This window comes from Micromonospora sp. NPDC002411, assembly GCF_053592955.1.
Map to the genome: position 1 here is coordinate 1 of NZ_JBSFBM010000004.1, position 19,529 is coordinate 19,529.

The 19,529-nt window shown below is 69.5% G+C and carries 18 protein-coding genes; 7 read left to right on the top strand and 11 right to left on the bottom strand.

Going from position 1 to position 19,529, the window contains the following annotated elements; genetic code table 11:
• Positions 1-58 precede the first annotated feature (58 nt).
• The 9 genes from ACWCO3_RS01065 to rpmH form a co-directional block, all read right to left on the bottom strand.
• The gene (locus ACWCO3_RS01065) at positions 59-1,051 is read right to left on the bottom strand and encodes a hypothetical protein (RefSeq protein ID WP_450007876.1); all 993 of its coding nucleotides are present in this window, start codon (positions 1,049-1,051) and stop codon (positions 59-61) included.
• Positions 1,052-2,491: 1,440 nt separating this feature from the next.
• Positions 2,492-3,508: a ParB/RepB/Spo0J family partition protein gene (locus ACWCO3_RS01070; protein WP_145778334.1), complete on the bottom strand. Its 1,017-nt coding sequence runs from the start codon at positions 3,506-3,508 to the stop codon at positions 2,492-2,494.
• Positions 3,509-3,535: 27 nt separating this feature from the next.
• Positions 3,536-4,507: a ParA family protein gene (locus tag ACWCO3_RS01075; protein WP_244311878.1), complete on the bottom strand. Its 972-nt coding sequence runs from the start codon at positions 4,505-4,507 to the stop codon at positions 3,536-3,538.
• 584 nt (positions 4,508-5,091) lie between these two features.
• The gene (gene rsmG, locus ACWCO3_RS01080; protein WP_450007825.1) at positions 5,092-5,823 is read right to left on the bottom strand and encodes a 16S rRNA (guanine(527)-N(7))-methyltransferase RsmG; all 732 of its coding nucleotides are present in this window, start codon (positions 5,821-5,823) and stop codon (positions 5,092-5,094) included.
• 118 nt (positions 5,824-5,941) lie between these two features.
• Positions 5,942-6,565 carry a Jag family protein gene (locus ACWCO3_RS01085; RefSeq protein ID WP_145778331.1) on the bottom strand — a complete coding sequence of 208 codons (624 nt, stop codon included), beginning with the start codon at positions 6,563-6,565 and terminating at the stop codon, positions 5,942-5,944.
• A gap of 212 nt (positions 6,566-6,777) precedes the next feature.
• Entirely contained in the window at positions 6,778-7,767 is a 990-nt protein-coding gene (gene yidC / locus ACWCO3_RS01090; protein WP_145778330.1) for a membrane protein insertase YidC, read from the bottom strand.
• Positions 7,764-8,060: a membrane protein insertion efficiency factor YidD gene (gene yidD, locus ACWCO3_RS01095; protein WP_145778329.1), complete on the bottom strand. Its 297-nt coding sequence runs from the start codon at positions 8,058-8,060 to the stop codon at positions 7,764-7,766. Before yidD ends, yidC begins: the two co-directional genes overlap by 4 nt.
• The gene (gene rnpA, locus ACWCO3_RS01100; RefSeq protein ID WP_145778328.1) at positions 8,057-8,473 is read right to left on the bottom strand and encodes a ribonuclease P protein component; all 417 of its coding nucleotides are present in this window, start codon (positions 8,471-8,473) and stop codon (positions 8,057-8,059) included. The genes yidD and rnpA overlap by 4 nt, the downstream gene beginning before the upstream one ends.
• Positions 8,474-8,507: 34 nt before the next feature.
• Complete coding sequence (gene rpmH, locus ACWCO3_RS01105) at positions 8,508-8,645, bottom strand: 50S ribosomal protein L34 (protein WP_007453904.1); 138 nt, start codon at positions 8,643-8,645, stop codon at positions 8,508-8,510.
• Between the two features lie 624 nt (positions 8,646-9,269).
• On the opposite strand from rpmH, the gene dnaA reads away from it, so the two are divergent.
• The 5 genes from dnaA to ACWCO3_RS01130 all read left to right on the top strand — a co-directional run bounded on the left by dnaA (position 9,270) and on the right by ACWCO3_RS01130 (position 15,674).
• On the top strand, positions 9,270-11,096 hold the full coding sequence (gene dnaA / locus ACWCO3_RS01110) for a chromosomal replication initiator protein DnaA (RefSeq protein WP_450007829.1): 1,827 nt from the start codon (positions 9,270-9,272) through the stop codon (positions 11,094-11,096).
• Positions 11,097-11,872: 776 nt separating this feature from the next.
• Entirely contained in the window at positions 11,873-13,006 is a 1,134-nt protein-coding gene (dnaN, locus tag ACWCO3_RS01115) for a DNA polymerase III subunit beta (protein ID WP_088987037.1), read from the top strand.
• A gap of 38 nt (positions 13,007-13,044) precedes the next feature.
• Positions 13,045-13,917, top strand: a complete 873-nt coding sequence (gnd, locus tag ACWCO3_RS01120; RefSeq protein WP_145778326.1) for a phosphogluconate dehydrogenase (NAD(+)-dependent, decarboxylating) — start codon at positions 13,045-13,047, stop codon at positions 13,915-13,917.
• Positions 13,918-13,933: 16 nt separating this feature from the next.
• Positions 13,934-15,067, top strand: coding sequence for a DNA replication/repair protein RecF (gene recF, locus ACWCO3_RS01125; protein ID WP_354883527.1), 1,134 nt, complete (start codon positions 13,934-13,936; stop codon positions 15,065-15,067).
• A complete protein-coding gene (locus ACWCO3_RS01130; RefSeq protein WP_450007832.1) occupies positions 15,057-15,674 on the top strand; it encodes a DUF721 domain-containing protein in 618 nt (205 codons plus the stop codon). The genes recF and ACWCO3_RS01130 overlap by 11 nt, the downstream gene beginning before the upstream one ends.
• A 7-nt stretch (positions 15,675-15,681) precedes the next feature.
• Here ACWCO3_RS01130 and ACWCO3_RS01135 read toward each other — a convergent pair whose 3' ends face one another.
• A complete protein-coding gene (locus ACWCO3_RS01135) occupies positions 15,682-15,909 on the bottom strand; it encodes a hypothetical protein (RefSeq protein ID WP_450007834.1) in 228 nt (75 codons plus the stop codon).
• A gap of 100 nt (positions 15,910-16,009) precedes the next feature.
• Between ACWCO3_RS01135 and ACWCO3_RS01140 the strand changes: the two genes are divergently transcribed.
• Complete coding sequence (locus ACWCO3_RS01140) at positions 16,010-16,507, top strand: MarR family winged helix-turn-helix transcriptional regulator (protein ID WP_145778322.1); 498 nt, start codon at positions 16,010-16,012, stop codon at positions 16,505-16,507.
• Here ACWCO3_RS01140 and ACWCO3_RS01145 read toward each other — a convergent pair.
• Complete coding sequence (locus tag ACWCO3_RS01145) at positions 16,492-17,046, bottom strand: hypothetical protein (RefSeq protein ID WP_269681771.1); 555 nt, start codon at positions 17,044-17,046, stop codon at positions 16,492-16,494. The two genes, ACWCO3_RS01140 and ACWCO3_RS01145, sit on opposite strands and share 16 nt — an antisense overlap.
• Positions 17,047-17,562: 516 nt before the next feature.
• Between ACWCO3_RS01145 and gyrB the strand changes: the two genes are divergently transcribed.
• On the top strand, positions 17,563-19,509 hold the full coding sequence (gene gyrB / locus ACWCO3_RS01150) for a DNA topoisomerase (ATP-hydrolyzing) subunit B (protein ID WP_145778320.1): 1,947 nt from the start codon (positions 17,563-17,565) through the stop codon (positions 19,507-19,509).
• Positions 19,510-19,529: the final 20 nt, after the last annotated feature.

Here is a 19,529-nt window from a genome sequence, read left to right on the forward strand (position 1 = left end):
GATGTCCGGGGTGGCCGTTGGGCGGGGACTCGTCCTCTGCGTGAGAGGGATGGCCTCGTTACTGGCGGCCGTTTGTGGCGTCGTCGGTGGCGTCGTCATCCGGGTCGTTGAGGACAGACCGTGCGTTGACGGGTGCCGTCACCGTGCCGGCGATCCCGGGCGTCGGCGTGCCGGAGGCCCGGTTGCTCGACGTTGCGGTGCCGGACGTCGGCGCGCCGGCCGGCGTTCCGCCTGGCGCCTCGTCGACTGATGCCGGCTCATCGGATCCACTCGTCGGATCGCTGAGAGGTGCGGCGGAGCCGGCTTCGGCGTCCCCGTCGAGCGCTACCGCGTCAGGTGCGGATGCGGTATCGCCCTGGGCCGCATCGACGTCGGCGGCGGCATCCGGTGCTGGCTCGGGAATCTCCTCTGCTGCCTCGATGACAGAGACAGCGGCTGCCTCGGCGGCGGCGGCATCCGCCGCGGCCGACTGAGCCAGAAGGCTGGACGGCGCCTGCCACTGGATGCGGGGTGGCTCGGCGAGCGGGCGGCCACCGAACTCGGCGAGCCAGGCGGCGACGAGCGCCAGGTTCTCCCGCCACTGGGCCTCGGAGATCGGCGGCAGGATCGAGTCCCAGAGGGACAGGAAGGTGCCCCGCAGTTGAAGGCGGCCGTAGGGCCGGGCGAGGAACCACATGTGCAGGTGGGCCGAGCCGTCACCCCACCGGTTGACGTGCACCCGGGCCACGCCGTCGAGGGACCGGATGGCCCGCTCCAGACGTACGGTCATGACGCCCAGCTCGGCAGCCAACAGGTTCGGCAGGTCACCGAGGTCGAGGTGCGTCCGCGATTCGAGGATGAGCACCATGGGCAGCCCGGTCGGCCGGTCCATGGCGCGTACCCGCCACCGCTCCCCGACCCAGATGTAGGCGTCGTCGGGCGCGTTACAGGCGGTGCATTCCCGGAGACCCTCGCCCTTCCGGGGCGGTTCGACCGGGACCGGATCATCGAGTTGCTTCACGTGGAGGTCACCCTCGAAGGGGAACGACGGCCACTGGGTGAAGTCCGGCACTGAGGGAGGGGTGTCGTGCACGACGCTGACCCTAACCGAGTCTGGCACCGGTGTCCCTATCTGAACGATCGATCTCGACAGAGCAAATCGGCACCCGTTGCCGACCCGGCACGTCGGGTCACGGGCCTCTGGTCGACCGGTATCCACAGCCTGCCGAGATCCTGAACACGGGCCGTCATCCACAGGCATGCACCCGCTCCCACGCGCTGTTTCACGTGAAACAGAGGGTGCCTGTGGAAAACCGGTGTGGATAACTTTTCCGCCTGTCGGTCGTTGTCCGCAGACCGCCGAAGAGGGCTGCTGCGACTGTTCGCCGACACCCCCTTTTTGGTGCTGTGCTGCGCGTCTCTCGTTCTCGCGGCGATCCCTGGACGCGTACGGCCACCCTTGAATCGATCATCAGCCGAACGTCCGCCTCAGGTCCGTGGAGGTCTCGCGGGCGCAGTCCGGGGGCACGTTATCCACAGGGTTGGGATAGCTGTGCGCACGCCCGACTCGCCGACGCGCTCAGTGCCGGCGGCCACAGGTCTATATACCGTCGCGCGGGGGGGACGGCTCGTGCACGGCAGCACGCGTCCCATCGGCGTTCCGGCCAGGCCCCCTTCGGTGGCCCGGATCGTCAATTCGGCCGTGATCGACTCGGGTTCGGCGAAGTCGGGTATCCCGCTGCCTCCGATACCCCGACTTCGGTGATCTCGAGTCGATCACGGCCGCTCCGAGATCGATAGCTCCGGGCCACCGCACGATCCGCGGCAGGCACCGACGGCGCCCCCGACGATCGCGGACCGAGCGGGCGAGCGGGCGCGGGGACCGAGCGGACCGAGCGGGCGCGGGGACCGCGGCCGAGGCGAGCGCGCAAAGTCTCAGACGACCGACATGGCACGCGGCCGGATCGCTCAGCGGGGCTGAGAGGCGCACCGAACAGCTCGGTCGACCGCAACCACCCCCACGGCCCTCCGGGACCGCAGCGGGCCGCTCAGCGGTGCGCAGGACGCCCCAAGAGCATCCGCTGGGATCGCCCCGCCTGGCAGCCCTCGCCGGTCGCCGTTTCACGTGAAACAGCGCATCCGACGAACCTGGCCGCGTCGAGGCTCGGACTGCTCACGATCGACTCGTCCGTCGAGCGCCCCCATCAGTGCGGAGCAAGCACACAGCCGGCGAACCAGCGAGCCACAACGACCGCCCAGCGCTCTCCGCAGGAACAGTGAAGGCCTAACCTCGCTCGACTGCTGGCTGCTGCTCCTGCCGGCAACTGATGACCTGCCGGGCGAACGCGAACGCGCCTCGTCGGGGACCCGGACGAGACCGAGCAGGCGGGCACCGTCCGCCAGCCGCCTAGTCGCCAGCCGGGGTCCACTCGCCGTTTCACGTGAAACGGCGAGTGGATACAGAACGGCCGCGCACCCCGGTGGGTAGCGCGGCCGTCAGCGAGAGGAGAGGTCAGCCCTCACCCTCCTCCTGTTGCACTCCGATGATCCCGACGATCCGCTCCAGGTCGTCCACCGTCGCGAACTCAATCGTGATCTTGCCCTTGCTCCGACCGATGTCCACCTTCACCCGGGTGTCGAAGCGGTCCGAGAGCCGGTCGGCGAGATCGTTCAAGGCTGGCGCGTGTGCCTTCGGGCGGCGCTTCGCGGCTTGGCTCTTGGCAGACCCGTCGTTGAGCGTCAGCGCCACGATTTCCTCGGTCGCCCGAACCGACAGGCCTTCGGCCACGATGCGCAACGCCAACTGTTCCTGCGCCTCTGCCTCGTCCAGGCTCAGCAGTGCACGGGCATGCCCAGCCGACAGAATCCCCGCTGCCACCCGGCGCTGCACCTGAGCCGGCAGGTTCAGCAGCCGGATCGTGTTCGAGATCTGTGGGCGACTCCGGCCGATCCGGCGGGCCAGCTCCTCGTGGGTGGCCCCGAATTCCTCCAGCAGTTGCTGGTAGGCAGCGGCCTCTTCGAGAGGGTTGAGGTTGGCCCGGTGGATGTTCTCGAGCAGCGCGTCGCGGAGCATGGCGTCGTCACGGGTGTCCCGGACGATCGCCGGGATGTTCTCCCGCCCCACCGCCTGGGCGGCACGCCAACGCCGCTCACCCATGACGAGTTCGTACTTCTCGTCGTCGAGCTGGCGGACGACGATGGGCTGGAGGAAGCCGACCTCCTGGATCGAGGTCTTGAGTTCTTCCAGTGCCTCCTCGTCGAAGACCTGACGGGGCTGCTTCGGGTTGGGCAGGATCGCGTCGACCGGGATCTCGGCGAAGCGTGCTCCCGGTACCGGGCTGAGAGTGGGCTCCGGTTCGTGGATCGGCACCCCGACGGACACCGCAGGAGCGGCGGCGGTGGCGGCTGCCCCCTCCTGCTCGTTGTCCGGTTCAGCAGCCGTCGCGGTGCCGGCGGCATCCGGCGCCGGTCCGGTCGGGATCAGCGCCCCAAGGCCCCTACCCAGACCGCCCCGAGGACGGTTCTTCATGCCACGCCTCCCAGCGACTCATCCGCACTACGCATTCCGGCCCACCGGCTCCTTGACGCCTCGCTCGGCGATCTCCTGGGCGGCCTCGAAGTAGCTCGTTGCTCCCCGCGAACCGGGATCGTAGGTCATCACCGACTGGCCGTAGCTCGGTGCCTCGGAGACCCGGACGTTGCGGGGGATGACCGCCTGGAGGACCTTGTCACCAAAGTGGTTCCGGACATCCTGCTCGACGGCGTCGGCCAGCCTCGTACGGCGGTCGTACATGGTCAGCAGGATCGTGGAGACGTCGAGCTTCGGATTGAGGTGCTGGCGTACCAGGTTGATGTTGTTGATCAGCTGGTTGAGTCCTTCCAGTGCGTAGTACTCGCACTGGATCGGAATCAGCACCTCCTGCGCGGCCACCAGGGCGTTGACCGTGAGCAGGCCGAGCGAGGGTGGGCAGTCGATGAAGACGTAGTCGAACTGGCCGGGGTAGGCGGCGATGGCGCGGTCCAGCCGCGACTCACGCGCCACCACCGAGACCAGCTCGATCTCCGCACCGGCCAGGTCGATGGTCGCGGGTACGCACCAGAGGTTGGGGATTCCCTCGACCGCCTGCGCCACCTCCACCAGCGGGACGCTGTTGATCAGGCAGTCGTAGACGTCCGGGATGCCGGTGTGGTGCGGGACGTTGAGCCCGGTCGAGGCGTTGCCCTGCGGATCAAGGTCGACCACGAGCACCCGGTTGCCGTGCAGGGCGAGCGCCACCGCAAGGTTGACGGTGGTGGTGGTCTTACCCACGCCGCCCTTCTGGTTGGCGACGCACATGACCCGGGTCCGGTCCGGTCGAGGCATGGTCACCTCGCCACTGGGATTCAGGATCTGCACGGCGCGCATCGCCTCCATAGCCAACGGTGGGTCATCCTCTTCGCGCGTCGACGTTTCACGTGAAACGTACGTGGGGTCAGCGGCCACGGCGGCCAACGACTCGGTCGAAGCGACCGGCGCTTCGGTGACCATCGACGCCGTGTCCGGAACAGCCGCCGCGGTGGGCTGGTGCGGAACCGCCGACTCGAACCGAACCGCCGCGGCGGTGTTGCGACGCCCCGAGCTCGACCGCACCTCGGCGGCGTTGACCGGTCGGCTCAGCCCCTCCGAGGTCCGACGAACGCTCGCAGGCTCCGGGGACGAGCTCTCCGGCCCCGGGCGGTGGTCACGTGAAGCCGGCGGATCGCCTTCTCCTGGCCCGGTCGCGCCGGGAGACCAGCTCGGGTAGTCGGTTTCACGTGAAACGGGATCGTTGGTCGCCCCGGTCACGTGTGGATCGTCGTACCTGCCGTCGTCATGCACCTGTCATCCCTGCCCGCTTCGGATGGTCGGTCCGCGCCCCGGTCAACTTGGCCACACCACGCTCGCAACCCGGAGCGTGTGACCCTCGGGAGCGGTCGGAACCCACGACGTCCACCGACCGCTCCACACTATCGACGCGCGGTCAGCCTACGGCGGACGGGCGCGGCCGGTCCACGTCGGGTTCTCATCTCCTCGTCCATCCGTACCGGTACAACGAGGCAACCCACCGGCCGGAAGCCCGATGGCGCAAAGTGTCAGCGTCGGCGGGAGCGACTGCCCCGGTCGCGTTTGCTCGCCACTGGACGCGGGCCGACCATCCGCTCGCGCACGATCTCCACGACGGTGGTGGGTGGATCGATCACGTCGACGCCACACAGGTGCACGGTCGGCTCACCACCACCCAGCCGCGTCACCACCTCGGCGTGCTGCTCGATCTCCGCAACGGCGGATGACCCTTTCAGTGCCAGCAGACGGCCGCCCCGCACAGCGAGGGGAAGACTCCACGCCGCCAGCCGATCGAGTGGGGCCACGGCGCGGGCGGTCACCACGTCCCCGCTGATCGGATTCCGGCCGCTCGACCCGGTGGCCGCCTCGTCGGCCCGACCCCGGAACACGCGCACCGTCTTCGCCAGGCCGAGTTGCTCGACGACCTCGATCAGGAAGGACGTGCGCCGAGCGAGCGGCTCGATCAGGGTGACAGTGAGGTCGGGCCGTGCGATGGCGAGCACCAGCCCCGGCAGACCGGCGCCGGACCCGACGTCGAGCACCGCCGCGCCGGACGGAATGCGCTCGGCCACCGCGGCGCAGTTGAGCAGGTGACGATCCCAGATGCGGGGCGCCTCTCGAGGGCCGATCAGGCCACGGACGACCCCGTCGGTGGCCAACAGTTCGGCGTAGGCGGCAGCCAGGTCGAGACGGTCACCGAAGAGGGTCAGCGCGGCCGGTGCCAACTCGGGCGGCAGGGCCGCGTCGTCCGGTGAAGGCACAGTGCCGGATCCAGCAGGGTCGGTGTCCGGAGTGGACGGTCGGACAGGCGACGGCCCGGGCGGCGTACCGCCCGGGCCGGACACGGCGTCGGCCGTGTTGTCGTCGTGGGTCACCCGGTCAGTCCGCCGGCCGTACGACGATGCGCCGGTTCGGCTCCACACCCTCGGACTCGCTGGCCACACCGGACATGGCGTTGACCACGTCGTGCACGCACTTGCGCTCGAACGCGGACATCGCGTCCAGGCGCACCGGCTCGCCGTACTCCTTGACCTTCTCGACGGCGTTCTTGGCGACGGCGGCGAGTTCCTTGCGGCGGTTCGCCCGGTAGCCGCCGACGTCGAGCAGCAGGCGGCTCGGCGTGCCGGTCTGCCGGAAGACGGCGAGGCGGGTCAGCTCCTGGAGGGCCTCAAGGGTGGCCCCGCGCTGACCGACCAGGTTCTGCAGACGCTCGCCGACCACCTCGACCATGGGGCGTCCCGCGGCGACCAGCTCGTCGATGTCGCCGTCGTAGTCGAGGATGTCGAGCAGCCCCTCGACGTAGTCGGCCGCGATCTCGCTCTGCCGGAACAGATCGCCCTCGCCGACGGCCTTCTTCGACCGGGTGCCGGACGCGGCGGTGTCGGTGTCGTCGTCCGCCTCAGTGTCGTCGTCGTCCTCGGTGTCGTCGCCGTCCACCGCGAGCGTCGCGGTCTCCTCCTCGTCCAGGGGCTGCTCGGTGCGGGGGATGCTGGTCTCGGTCACGGTCTCATCTCCGTACTCGCTCGGCCGGACCGTCGGGTCCGACTGGTTTCCCGGGGCCGGCGGGAGGTCGCCGGTGCCCACGGGCACGTCTGTACGGGCAGTGTCGCCCGTGGCCGCGCGGCGCGCGGTCGGTTCCGTCCGGCGCCGGCCATGCGGCGGCTGCGCGGTGCGGAACGGGCCGCCGTCGGTTCACCGGCGGCGGCCCTTGCCGGTCAGCCCTGCCGCTTGGCGGGGCGACCCTTCTTCGGGTTGTTCATCGGCTTGGCACCCGGCTTCGGCCCGGCCACCTTGGGAGCGGCGGCCTTGACCGGCGCCGCCGGAGCCGTCTTGCCCCGACCGAACAGGCCACCGGACTTGGCGGGCTGCACCGGGTTGCGGCTGGCGGCGGGGGCGGTGGCCTTCTTGGCGGTCACCGGCGGCGGGAACTTCCGCAGCACCCACTGCTGCTGGCCGAGGGTGAAGAGGTTGTTGGTGACCCAGTAGATGATCACACCGATCGGGAAGATCGCGCCGGAGATCAGCAGCGAGGCAGGGATGCCGTAGAGCATCAGTCGCTGGATCATCCGCTGCTGCGGGTCCTCGGCCCAGCCGGTCTTGAGGATCATCTGACGGCTGGTCAGGTAGGTGGTCGCGATCATGACCAGGACCAGGACACCGGCGATGACCTTGACGGTGGTGCCGTTGGCGCCGAGGCTGGCCAGCTCGTCGGCGGTGGAGCCGAACTTGCCGGCGATGGGGGCGGTGAAGAGCTTCGCCTGCGAGGCGCTCTGGAACTGGTCGGCGGTCCAGCCGTACAGCGTCTTGTTCTGCTTGTCCGGGTCGAGGCGGCGCAGCACGTGGAAGAGGCCGAGGAAGACCGGGATCTGAAGGAACATCGGAAGGCAACCCATCAGCGGGTTGGCCTTCTCCTTCTTGTACAGCTCCATCATTTCTTTCTGGAGCGTCTCCCGGTCACCCTTGTGCTTCTCCTGCAGCTCCTTGACCTTGGGCTGGAGTGCCTGCATGGCCCGCTGGGACTTGATCTGCTTGACAAAGACGGGGAACAGGATCACCCGGACGGTGACCACCAGGAAGATGATCGCCAGGATCCAGGCGAAGTTGGTGCCGATCACCGCGCCGACGGGCACCCCGATGGCGTCCCAGGCAGAGTGCCAGGTCAGCAGGATCCACGAAATCGCGTAGTAGATCCAGTCGAGACTCAATTCGGGGCTCCAGTCACATCAGCGCGGCGGCGGCCGCCCGGCTCCGGTACCGGGTCATGTCCACCAGGGTGAAAGGGGTGGCAGCGCAACAGCCGCCGGACCGCCAGCACGGCTCCCCGGAGCGCGCCGTGCCGCACGACCGCCTCCTGGGCGTAAGCACTGCACGACGGGTAGAACCGACAGCGGGCCGGCAGTGCCGGACTTATCCACCGACGGTACGCGATGATGGGCGCGATCAGCACCTTGGCACCGGTTGTCGACGGGCGTGCGCCGGTCTGCCCGGTGTCGCTCATCGAGGCCGCCGCTCGCGGGGTGACCGGGCGACCGCGAGGGCGGCGTCCAGGTCGGTGGCGAGCCGAGAGTACGACGCCTGCGCCGCCGCGGGGAGCGCCCGGACGACCAGGGTGCTGCCGGACGGCAGGTCGACCAACCGTTCCCGGACCAGCGCGCGCAGTCGACGCCGGACCCGGTTACGGGTCACCGCGTTACCGACGGCCTTGGACACGACGAAGCCGGCACGGGACGGTACGGAGAGCTGCTCCGCACTGTTGTCCCGCACCGGCTCCGGCGAGGCAGGTGTGCTGGGGTCGGCGATCACCGGCACGGTCAGATGGACCACGACGGCACCACGCCCGGCGCGCCGGCCACCACGAACCGCTGCGGCGAAGTCAGTGCTGCGCCGCAGTCGCTGTGCGGCGGCCAGCACGACTGCCCACGTCCCCTGGACCGGCCCGGTCGGCTCAGGCCGACAGGGTGGTGCGACCCTTGGCGCGACGGCTCGAGAGGATGGCACGGCCGGCACGGGTGCGCATGCGCAGCCGGAAGCCGTGGGTCTTCGCGCGCCGGCGGTTGTTCGGCTGGTAGGTGCGCTTGCTCACGTCAGGCTCTCCGTTTTCGTACGCGCCCCGAACGACGGAATCGCCGGGGTCGTGTGGTGGTCCAGGCCACCTCGACGGTGGCCCACGATCGGTGCTGTCCGGCGGAGCGGGACCTCGGCGATGCGGGGATGCGACCGTGGACAGCAAGCACCCATCACCCTAGCAGAGGGCGAGAAAGCAGCCGTTCCAGCCTACGCAGGGGGGCAATGACCGTCAAACACCTCGGGCGGGGGTCAACGGGACGCGCCCGAGGCCGAAGGTTGGTTTTCGCTGATGCCGAGAAGGCCCCCGCCGCGTCGCCGGTTGATGGCGCAGGGACAACGCTGTTACCGTGCCCGATTGCGGTGAGCGTCGGAAGCTCCGGTCGTCGCACAGGCAAGACCGGACCAGGTAGTGAATCGTTCGGCACGGTGAACCCGCTTCAGCGCCCGTTCAGGCAGGGGCAGGTCCCACCCGCGTCCGGCGGAGGCCACAATCGGTCGGTACACAGGCTGTGGATAACTTGTGGATGACCACCGGTCGACCGTCAGGTGGGTGTTGTTCCACCCGCGAACGCGGCGGGCCCGGGACGGCCGGCTGGCAGACAGCGGCGGCCGGGAGCAGAGGCGAGGGGGTGGCACGACGGTGGCCGGTACGACCGACCTTGCCGCAGTGTGGTTAGCGGCGACCGACGAGCTCGCCGACGAGATCATCTCCGCACAGCAGCGTGCCTACCTCCGACTGACCCGGCTGCGGGCGATAGTCGAGGACACCGCACTGCTCTCCGTCCCGGACGCCTTCACCCGTGACGTGATCGAGTCCCGGCTCCGCCCGGCGATCACCGAGGCCCTCACCCGCCGGCTGGGTCGGCCGATCCAGGTGGCGGTCACCGTCCGGGTCGCCGAGGACGCCGCCGGCCGACCGGCCGGCACCGTCTACCGCAGTGCTCCGGAGACCGGGCCGTTCGACGTCGAGGGTCCGGCTGCCGACCCCTTCGACGACCAGGGCGCTCGGCCGTCCGCCGACCCGATGATCCCCGAGCAGACCCACGCCGGGCACGCGCCCGAGCCGACCGCGCCACCCGCACCTGCGGGTCCGCCCGCCGCGCCGGCCGTCGACGCGCACCGCCCAGGGCTGATTCCCGCCAGCAGGGACGGGCAGGAGGCGTTGTTCAGCACCGCCTTCGCTGAGCCCATGCGTACCCCCCGGCCCGGGCCCGACCGGCGTGGCTACGACGAGCAGGCCGCCCGGCTGGACCCGCCGGGCCCGGACACCCGGCCCTACGAGCCCCGCTACCGGGAAGAGTCGGCGTCTCCGCGCGACCAGCACGTGATCCGCGCGCTCCCTCGGGACACCGGCACGGACAGCGGCCCGGGCCGTAGCGGCGTGGAGCACCGGACCGGTGGTCGGGACGACCGCCGGCTGCCCGGTGCCGACACCGGCGGTAACCGGCTCAACCCGAAGTACATGTTCGAGACGTTCGTCATCGGATCGTCCAACCGCTTCGCGCACGCGGCGAGCGTGGCGGTGGCGGAGTCACCGGCGAAGGCGTACAACCCGCTCTTCATCTACGGGCACTCCGGTCTTGGCAAGACGCACCTGCTGCACGCCATCGGGCACTACGCCACGACCCTCGGCAACGCCCGCTCGGTCCGGTACGTCTCGACCGAGGAATTCACCAACGACTTCATCAACTCGCTCCGGGACGACAAGACCAGCGCGTTCCAGCGGCGCTACCGCGACGTCGACATCCTCCTGATCGACGACATCCAGTTCCTGGAGAACCGCGAGCGCACCCAGGAGGAGTTCTTCCACACCTTCAACACCCTGCACAACGCCAACAAGCAGATCGTGATCACCTCCGACCGGTCGCCGCGCCAGCTGGCCACCCTGGAGGACCGGATGCGAACCCGGTTCGAGTGGGGGTTGCTGGCCGACATCCAGCCGCCGGACCTGGAGACCCGGATCGCGATCCTGCAGAAGAAGGCGGCGCAGGAGCGGATGTACGCCCCGCCGGACGTGTTGGAGTTCATCGCCTCCCGGGTGTCGAACTCGATCCGGGAACTGGAGGGGGCGCTGATCCGGGTGACGGCGTTCGCCAGCCTGACCCGGTCGACCGTCGAGCTGTCCCTGGCCGAGGAGGTGCTCCGGGACTTCATGCCCGACGGCGCCGGGCCGGAGATCAACGCCGACCAGATCATGGCGTCGACGGCTGACTACTTCGGTGTGAGCCTGGAGGACCTCCGGGGCCAGTCCAGGTCCCGCGTGCTCGTCAACGCGCGGCAGGTGGCCATGTACCTGTGTCGGGAGTTGACCGAGCTGTCGCTGCCCCGGATCGGGCAGGCCTTCGGCGGTCGGGACCACACCACTGTGATGCACGCCGACCGGAAGATCCGGCAGCAGATGGCGGAGCGCCGCTCTCTCTACAACCAGATCGCCGAGCTGACCAACCGGATCAAGCAGAACAGCTGAGGCGAACGCCGGCCGTCGTGACGGCGCACAGCCCGGGACACGCCCGGCCGGATCTCCGGTCGGGCGTACTTTTTTCGGTTCCCGAGTGGACTCTCGACATGGTGTAGGCCACAGGATCGAGCCCGTGACCGCCTCGCCTCCCACTCGTTGTCCACAGCTCGTTGTCCACCGCCGGTGGATAACTACGGTACGTCCGGCGACGGTTACCCACAGGCTGTGGAGAAACCCTGTGTACGAGGCTGTGGACGCCTGGGGACAACCGGCACGTTATCCACCGATGACCGTCGACCTGTGTACGAGCTGTTGAAGGTTCTGGGGATGACGGCAATGGTGATCTTCATCGTCGTCCACAGGCTTGGGGAGAAAGTCGGTGGATTACCGGTGGACAACCGGTGGACGACGGTGGACAACCAGTGGACGAGAGCGGGCTGTGGACACGCAAGCAAGTTGTACCCCCGGTTCTCCACAGCTAAATCACCGGTGGATAACCTGTCTGAGCTGCGCAGACCTGGCTTTTCCACAGTTTGCACAGGTGCGATGAAGACGATGAGTTATCTCTTCTAAGAGAACAAAAACCAATCATCACCGTTGGGCTTTCTGTGGATCGGGCCGAACGCTGCCGGATCAGCCGGTCAGCATCGACACGATCCGTGGGGTCGGGCGCACAGCCGATACCCCCGCGCCCTAAGGTGCGATGGGTACCCGCACGGTCGGGCGGGACGGTAGGCAGCGGTCGGCATGAGAGAGTTGTCGCTGACGTCGACGCGGAGGCATTGATGAAGTTCCGAGTGGAGCGCGACGCGCTCGCCGAGGCCGTGGCGTGGACCGCGAAGAGCCTGCCCAACCGGCCGTCCGTACCGGTGCTCGCCGGGGTGATGCTCCGGGTCACCGACGGCAACCTGCGGGTTTCCGGCTTCGACTACGAGGTCTCCAGCCAGGTGACCGTCGAGGTGCAGGGGGACGCCGACGGCGCCGCCCTCGTCTCCGGTCGCCTGCTCGCCGAGATCACCAAGGCGTTGCCGGCCAAGCCGGTGGACATCGCCGCGGTCGGCGCGCACCTCGAGTTGGTCTGCGGCAGCGCCCGGTTCACCCTTCCCACCATGCCGGTGGAGGACTACCCGGCACTGCCCGAGATGCCGCAGAGCGCCGGCACTGTCGATGCCGCCGCGTTCGCCACGGCGGTCTCCCAGGTGGCCATCGCGGCCGGCCGGGACGAGACCCTTCCGATGATGACCGGCGTACGCGTCGAGCTCTCCGGCAGCACGCTCTCGATGCTCGCCACCGACCGCTACCGGTTGGCCCTGCGTGAGATCCAGTGGCGGCCGGACGACCCCGACGTGAGCATCAACGCCCTGGTGCCGGCCCGCACCCTGAACGACACCGCCAAGGCCCTCGGCCCGCTGGGTGGCGAGGTCACCCTCGCTCTGGCCCAGGGTGCTGCGGGCGAGGGCATGGTCGGCCTGGCCGGTGGCACCCGACGCACCACCAGCCGCCTGCTCGACGGCGCCAACTACCCGCCGGTCCGGTCGCTCTTCCCGGCCACCCACAACGCCGAGGCCCGGGTGCCGGTCAGCACCCTGATCGAGGTCGTCAAGCGGGTCGCCCTGGTTGCCGAGCGGACCACCCCGGTGCTGCTGAGCTTCAGCGCCGACGGCCTGGTGGTGGAGGCCGGTGGTTCCGAGGAGGCCCGCGCCAGCGAGGCGATGGAGGCCACCTTCACCGGTGACGCGCTGACCATCGGGTTCAACCCGCAGTACCTCATCGACGGCCTGGCAAACCTGGGCTCCCAGACGGCAGTCCTGTCGTTCGTCGACGCCTTCAAGCCCGCCGTGATCTCCCCCGCCGGCGAGGATGGCGACGTCATTCCCGGGTACCGGTACCTCATCATGCCGATCCGCGTCTCTCGCTGATCGCGCCCAGCAACAAAGATCCACGGAGGTACACACAGATGCAGCTCGGCCTTGTAGGACTCGGCCGTATGGGCGGCAACATGCGGGAGAGGTTGCGCGCCGCTGGTCACGAAATCGTCGGCTTCGACCACAACGCGCAGATCAGTGACGTCGCATCCCTCGCGGGCCTGGCAGAGAAGCTCGAGTCGCCGCGCGCGGTCTGGGTCATGGTGCCCGCCGGCGTCACCGACGCGACCATCGACGAGCTGGCCGCTGTGCTCGGCGAGGGCGACATCATCATCGACGGCGGCAACTCGCGGTTCAGCGACGACGCGCCCCGAGCCGAACGGCTCAACGAGCGGGGCATCGGCTACCTCGACGTCGGCGTCTCCGGCGGCGTCTGGGGCCGGCAGAACGGCTACGGGCTGATGGTCGGCGGTGCCCAGGAGCACGTGGACCGGCTGATGCCGATCTTCGACGCTCTCAAGCCGGAGGGCGAGTTCGGTTTCGTGCACGCCGGGCCGGTCGGCGCCGGGCACTACTCGAAGATGGTGCACAACGGCATCGAGTACGGCCTGATGCACGCCTACGCCGAGGGCTACGAGCTGATGGCGGCCTCCGAGTTGGTGACCAACGTGCCGGGCGTCATCAAGTCCTGGCGGGAGGGCACCGTCGTCCGCTCCTGGCTGCTCGACCTGCTGGACCGGGCGCTCGACGAGGACCCGGAGCTGGCCGACCTGAGCGGCTACACCGAGGACACCGGCGAGGGTCGGTGGACCGTCGACGAGGCGGTCCGGCTGGCCGTACCGCTGAATGTGATCACCGCTTCGCTGTTCGCCCGGTTCGCCTCGCGACAGGACGACTCGCCCGCCATGAAGGCCGTCTCCGCGCTGCGTCAGCAGTTCGGCGGCCACGCCGTCCACAAGCGCTGAGCGGTATCGACACCCGGTGTACGTCCAACGGTTGGAACTGGTCGACTTCCGCTCGTACGAGCGGGTGGCCGTCGATCTCCAACCGGGGGCGAACGTCCTGATCGGCGCCAACGGTGTCGGCAAGACGAATCTCGTCGAGGCGTTGGGCTACGTGGCGACCCTGGACTCGCATCGGGTCGCCACCGACGCACCACTCGTGCGGATGGGTGCCACGTCGGCGGTGATCCGCTGCGCGGTGGCGCACGACGGGCGGGAACTCCTGGTCGAGTTGGAGATCGTGCCCGGCAAGGCCAACCGCGCCAGGCTGGGCCGGTCACCGGCGCGGCGGGCCCGGGACGTGCTGGGCGCCCTGCGACTCGTGCTCTTCGCTCCGGAGGACCTTGAGCTGGTCCGGGGCGACCCGGCCGAGCGTCGCCGCTACCTGGACGATCTGCTGGTCAGCCGCCAACCGCGGTACGCCGGTGTCCGGGCCGACTACGAGCGGGTCGTCAAACAGCGCAACGCCCTGCTGCGCACCGCGTACCTGGCCCGCAAGACCGGTGGGTCCCGGGGCGGCGACCTCGGCACCCTCGCGGTCTGGGACACCCACCTCGCCCAGCACGGGGCCGAGCTGCTCGCCGGCCGCCTGGAGCTGGTGGCCGCGCTCACCCCGCATGTCGCGAAGGCGTACGACGCGGTGGCCGCCGGCCGGGGTGCGGCCAGCATCACCTACCGACCCTCGGTCGACCTGGCCGAGCCGACCACCGATCGGGCGGTGTTGGCGGAGGCCCTCGCCGCGGCCCTGGTCGCGTCCCGCTCCGCCGAGATCGAACGGGGCACCACCCTGGTCGGCCCGCACCGCGACGAGCTGGCGCTGGCCCTTGGGCCACTGCCCGCCAAGGGGTACGCCAGCCACGGGGAGTCGTGGTCGTTCGCGCTCGCGCTGCGGCTGGCCGGTTACGACCTCCTGCGGGCCGACGGCATCGAGCCGGTGCTGGTGCTCGACGACGTCTTCGCCGAGTTGGACACCGGCCGCCGGGAGCGGCTGGCGGAGCTGGTCGGCGGGGCGAGTCAGCTGTTGGTCACCTGCGCGGTGGACGACGACGTGCCGGCAGCCCTGCGTGGCAGCCGCTACCGGGTCGGCGAAGGGACGGTACGTCGTGTCGAATGAGTCAGGCGTCAGCCGTCCCCAGAAGGGCGGAGGCGACACAGCGGGTGCGCGTACCCCCGGGGCGGAATCGACCGGCGGTGAGCCGGCGGCTGCCGCCAGTGGGCCGGAGTTGGCTCGGGCGGTGCTCGACGCGGCGTTGTCCAAGCGGCAGGCGGCGGCTCGCGCGCGGCGTACCCCTGGGGGTGCGGGCGGCGATGCTGCCGGCGGCTCGGGGCGGCGGTTGCGGGGCTACTCCGGCCCGGGCCCCGACCCCCGCGATCCGCAGCCGCTCGGTGCGGTGCTGAACCGGTTGGTGAAGGCGCGTGGCTGGCAGCAGCCGGCGGCCGAGGCCACCGTGTTCGGTGCCTGGGAGCGGGTCGTCGGCGCGGAGGTCGCCCAGAACAGCCGTCCGGTCAAGCTGGAGAACGGTGAGTTGACCGTGGAGGCGCGGTCGACGGCCTGGGCCACCCAACTGCGGCTGCTGGCCGGTTCGCTGCTCAAGCAGATCGCCAGCGAGGTCGGCCACAACGTGGTGCGAAAGCTGCACATCCACGGGCCGGCGGCGCCGTCGTGGTCGAAGGGGCCGCGCCGGGTACGCGGGCGGGGCCCACGCGACACGTACGGCTGACCGAGCCTCAGCCCCGTCGGTTGGCCTCGCGGGTGGCCCGCTTGAGTTCGCGTTGTTCCCGGGTGTAGCGCTTGCGTTCGGCCAGGTCCTGTTTCCACGCCTCGCGGGCCTCGGCGGAGCCGCCCTGCACCGCGCCCTTCACACCGTCGGCCGGGCCGGCGAGGTGCCGGAAGGCCCAGCGTAGGAGTCGGCCGCCCTCGCCCGGAGCCCTGGTGACCGCGTCGTCGTCGCTCATCTGCCGCCCTCTCCCACGTTGTCCCGCTGATCATTGGGACACCAACAGTTGGTGTACCAATGATTGGTACGATAGCCATCGTGGACGGGGAGGGCAACCGATGAGCGAGAGACCGCAGGGCGTCGACCCGTTGGCGCTGGAACAGCAGGTCTGCTTCGCCCTGTCGGTCGCTGCGCGCAGTGTGGTGGCGGTCTACCGGCCACTGCTGGAACCGATGGGGCTGACCCATCCGCAGTACCTGGTCATGTTGGCGCTCTGGCAGCACGCACCGTTGTCCGGTCGCGACCTCAGCCGCCTGTTGCAGCTCGATCCGGGCACCCTGTCACCCCTGCTCAAGCGGCTCGAAGCGGCCGGCTACCTGCGCCGGGAACGCGACCCCAGCGACGAGCGCAGCCTCGCCGTCACCCTGACCGCCAGCGGTGCCGCGCTCCGCAGCCAGGCCGAGCTGATCCCGGCCGCGATCGTGCAGCGCCTCGGGCTGCCCGTCGAGGACCTGCAACACCTGCACGGGGTGCTCACCCAGCTGATCGCGGCCGCCAATCGACCGACGGGCGGCGCAGCGGCTGAAGGGACCCGCGCGGGTCAGGCGTCGGCGTAGACGGCGAAGCCGCGTTCCGCGCAGCGCCGGTAGAACGCCGCGAGCACGCCCAGCTCGGCACAGGTGAAGTTCCACTGCGGCGGGTCGCCGCGCTCGTCGCGCAGCGCGTCGAGCCGGCTCTCCAGCCATCGCAACTGTTGTTCGGCCAGCCTGCCGTCGCCGAGTAGGGAACGCAGCACGGTGCTCACCGACTCGAAGGTGACCGCCTCGCCGTACGCCCGGTGCCCCGCGACGAACCTCTCGATCCCGCTGGCGATCCAGGAGCAGCCGTCCGGGTCGATCACCGGGTCCTCGTCCTCGGCGGCGGCGTCTGTGGCGTACAACACACCTTCGAGGCCGAGGAGCAGATCCACCAATTCGGTGTACGCGGTCGCCCGGATGGTGCCGGTCTTCGCGATCAGCTCGGCCAGGGCGGCCGTCGGCGCGGAGATTCGCGGCAGGTCGACGATCTCGCCGAAGTCGACGAACTCGGCCGGCGCCACCGGATCGTAGAAGCGGCCGGTCCGCGGCCAGTGCACCGCGACGTTGTCCAGCCCCATCTGTCACCTCTTCAAGAGCACGTGTCGGGTCGATCGAGTCGATCGTCCCGGTTCCAGGCCGTAAAGATCAAGGCTGGTTCCGGGGCGCCGCAAACGTACGGCACGGACGCCCCGGCCGCGACCCCCGACCCGCCCGGGCGCGGGTCAACCCGTTCGGCGGCGGCGCGTGCGATCCGAGCCTGGCGTGTGGGGGGAGTCGTGGGCGACGGGGTTCTGCCGGCTATGGACTTCTCAGCCGCCTCTCTGAGGGTGCCGAGTGGTGGTTCTGTCCCCTGGGCACAGTAGGATTGACAGCGAGACGAAGACTCGGTGCGGGGGGCGGGGCCGGTGGCCCAGGTTCATTCTCCACGTCGGGTCGAGCCGATCGCGATCCGCGGGCAACCGCGGCGACCGGCGCGTTCGACCCGCTGTCCGGAGGTCTCCGGCACCGGTCCGCGCGCCGACGTCGCGTCCTGTCCGCCGAACCCGCGCCAGCTGCGCCCTACCGGCGCAGCTGACGCGAGAAAGTGGCCGAGGGTGGCAGCGCAGGAAAAGCAGGAGTACGGCGCAGAGTCGATCACCGTTCTCGAAGGGCTGGAGGCGGTCCGCAAGCGGCCCGGTATGTACATCGGGTCCACCGGCGAGCGCGGTCTGCACCACCTCGTCTGGGAGGTTGTGGACAACGCTGTCGACGAGGCGCTCGCCGGATACTGCGACACCATCGACGTGGTGCTGTTGGCCGACGGTGGCGTCCGGGTCACCGACAACGGCCGTGGTTTCCCGGTCGACCTCCACCCAAAGCTCAAGAAGCCGGGTGTCGAGGTCGCGCTGACCGTGCTGCACGCGGGTGGCAAGTTCGACGGCAAGGCGTACGCGGTCTCCGGTGGTCTGCACGGCGTCGGCGTCTCCGTGGTGAACGCGCTCTCCACCCGGATGGCCGTGGAGATCCACAAGTCCGGGTTCGTCTGGCGGCAGCAGTACACCAACTCCAAGCCGGGCACGCTGGAGAAGGGCGAGACCACCGACCGCAGCGGCTCGGCGGTGTCCTTCTGGCCCGACCCCGACGTGTTCGAGACCGTCGACTTCGACTTCCAGACCATCTACCGGCGACTCCAGGAGATGGCCTTCCTCAACCGCGCCCTGCGCATCCACCTGCTCGACGAGCGGGTCGCCGAGGAGGAGGACGGCCGGCAGCGCGAGGTCACCTTCTACTACGAGGGTGGCATCTCCGACTTCGTCCGGCACCTCAACGCCTCGAAGAACCCGATCCACAAGACAGTGGTCGAGTTCGGCGCCGAGGAAGAGGGCATGTCCGTCGAGATCGCCATGCAGTGGAACGAGTCGTACGGCGAGTCGGTCTACACGTTCGCCAACACGATCAACACGCATGAGGGCGGCACCCACGAGGAGGGCTTCCGGTCCGCGCTGACCAGCGTGGTCAACCGGTACGGCACCGACAAGAAGCTGCTCAAGGGCGACGAGAAGCTCTCCGGCGAGGACATCCGTGAAGGGCTCGCGGCGATCATCTCGGTCAAGTTGGCCAACCCGCAGTTCGAGGGCCAGACGAAGACCAAGCTCGGCAACACCCCGGTGAAGAGCTTCGTGCAGCGGGTCTGCAACGAGTGGTTGGTCGACTGGTTCGACCGCAACCCGGCCGAGGCCAAGATGATCATCACGAAGGCCTCCCAGGCGGCCCGGGCCCGGATCGCCGCGCAGCAGGCGCGCAAGCTGGCCCGGCGTAAGTCGCTGCTGGAGTCCGGCTCCATGCCGGGCAAGCTGGCCGACTGCCAGTCCACCGACCCGCGCGAGTCCGAGGTGTTCATCGTCGAGGGCGACTCGGCCGGTGGCTCGGCGAAGCAGGGTCGGGACCCGCGCACGCAGGCGATCCTGCCGATCCGCGGCAAGATCCTCAACGTGGAGAAGGCCCGGATCGACCGGGTTCTGAAGAACAACGAGGTCCAGGCGCTGATCACCGCGCTGGGCACCGGCATCCACGACGACTTCGACATGGAGAAGCTGCGGTACCACAAGGTGGTGCTGATGGCCGACGCGGACGTCGACGGCCAGCACATCCAGACGCTGCTGCTCACCCTGCTGTTCCGCTTCATGCGTCCACTTGTCGAGCTGGGGCACGTCTACCTGGCTGCTCCGCCGCTCTACAAGATCAAGTGGAACAAGAAGGGCGACGACGCGCAGTACGCGTACTCCGACCGTGAGCGGGACGGGCTGATCGCGCTGCGCCAGCAGAAGAAGGCCAACGCCAAGCCGGACGACATCCAGCGCTTCAAGGGCCTCGGCGAGATGAACTATCCCGAGCTGTGGGAAACCACGATGAACCCGGCGACGCGTACATTGCGTCAGGTCACTCTCGACGACGCGGCCACGGCCGACGAGTTGTTCAGTGTGCTGATGGGTGAGGACGTCGAGGCGCGCCGGTCGTTCATCCAGCGCAACGCCAAGGACGTGCGATTCCTGGACATCTGACGGACTGCTGTGGATCGGCC

Excerpts from the sequence above, each read along its gene's own strand:
- dnaN (WP_088987037.1), top strand. The coding sequence starts at position 11,873 with ATGAAGTTCCGAGTGGAGCGCGACGCGCTCGCCGAGGCCGTGGCGTGG.
- gnd (WP_145778326.1), top strand. The coding sequence starts at position 13,045 with ATGCAGCTCGGCCTTGTAGGACTCGGCCGTATGGGCGGCAACATGCGG.
- yidD (WP_145778329.1), bottom strand. The coding sequence starts at position 8,060 with ATGAGCGACACCGGGCAGACCGGCGCACGCCCGTCGACAACCGGTGCC.
- ACWCO3_RS01075 (WP_244311878.1), bottom strand. The coding sequence starts at position 4,507 with ATGGTCACCGAAGCGCCGGTCGCTTCGACCGAGTCGTTGGCCGCCGTG.
- ACWCO3_RS01145 (WP_269681771.1), bottom strand. The coding sequence starts at position 17,046 with ATGGGGCTGGACAACGTCGCGGTGCACTGGCCGCGGACCGGCCGCTTC.
- ACWCO3_RS01135 (WP_450007834.1), bottom strand. The coding sequence starts at position 15,909 with ATGAGCGACGACGACGCGGTCACCAGGGCTCCGGGCGAGGGCGGCCGA.
- ACWCO3_RS01140 (WP_145778322.1), top strand. The coding sequence starts at position 16,010 with ATGAGCGAGAGACCGCAGGGCGTCGACCCGTTGGCGCTGGAACAGCAG.
- ACWCO3_RS01070 (WP_145778334.1), bottom strand. The coding sequence starts at position 3,508 with ATGAAGAACCGTCCTCGGGGCGGTCTGGGTAGGGGCCTTGGGGCGCTG.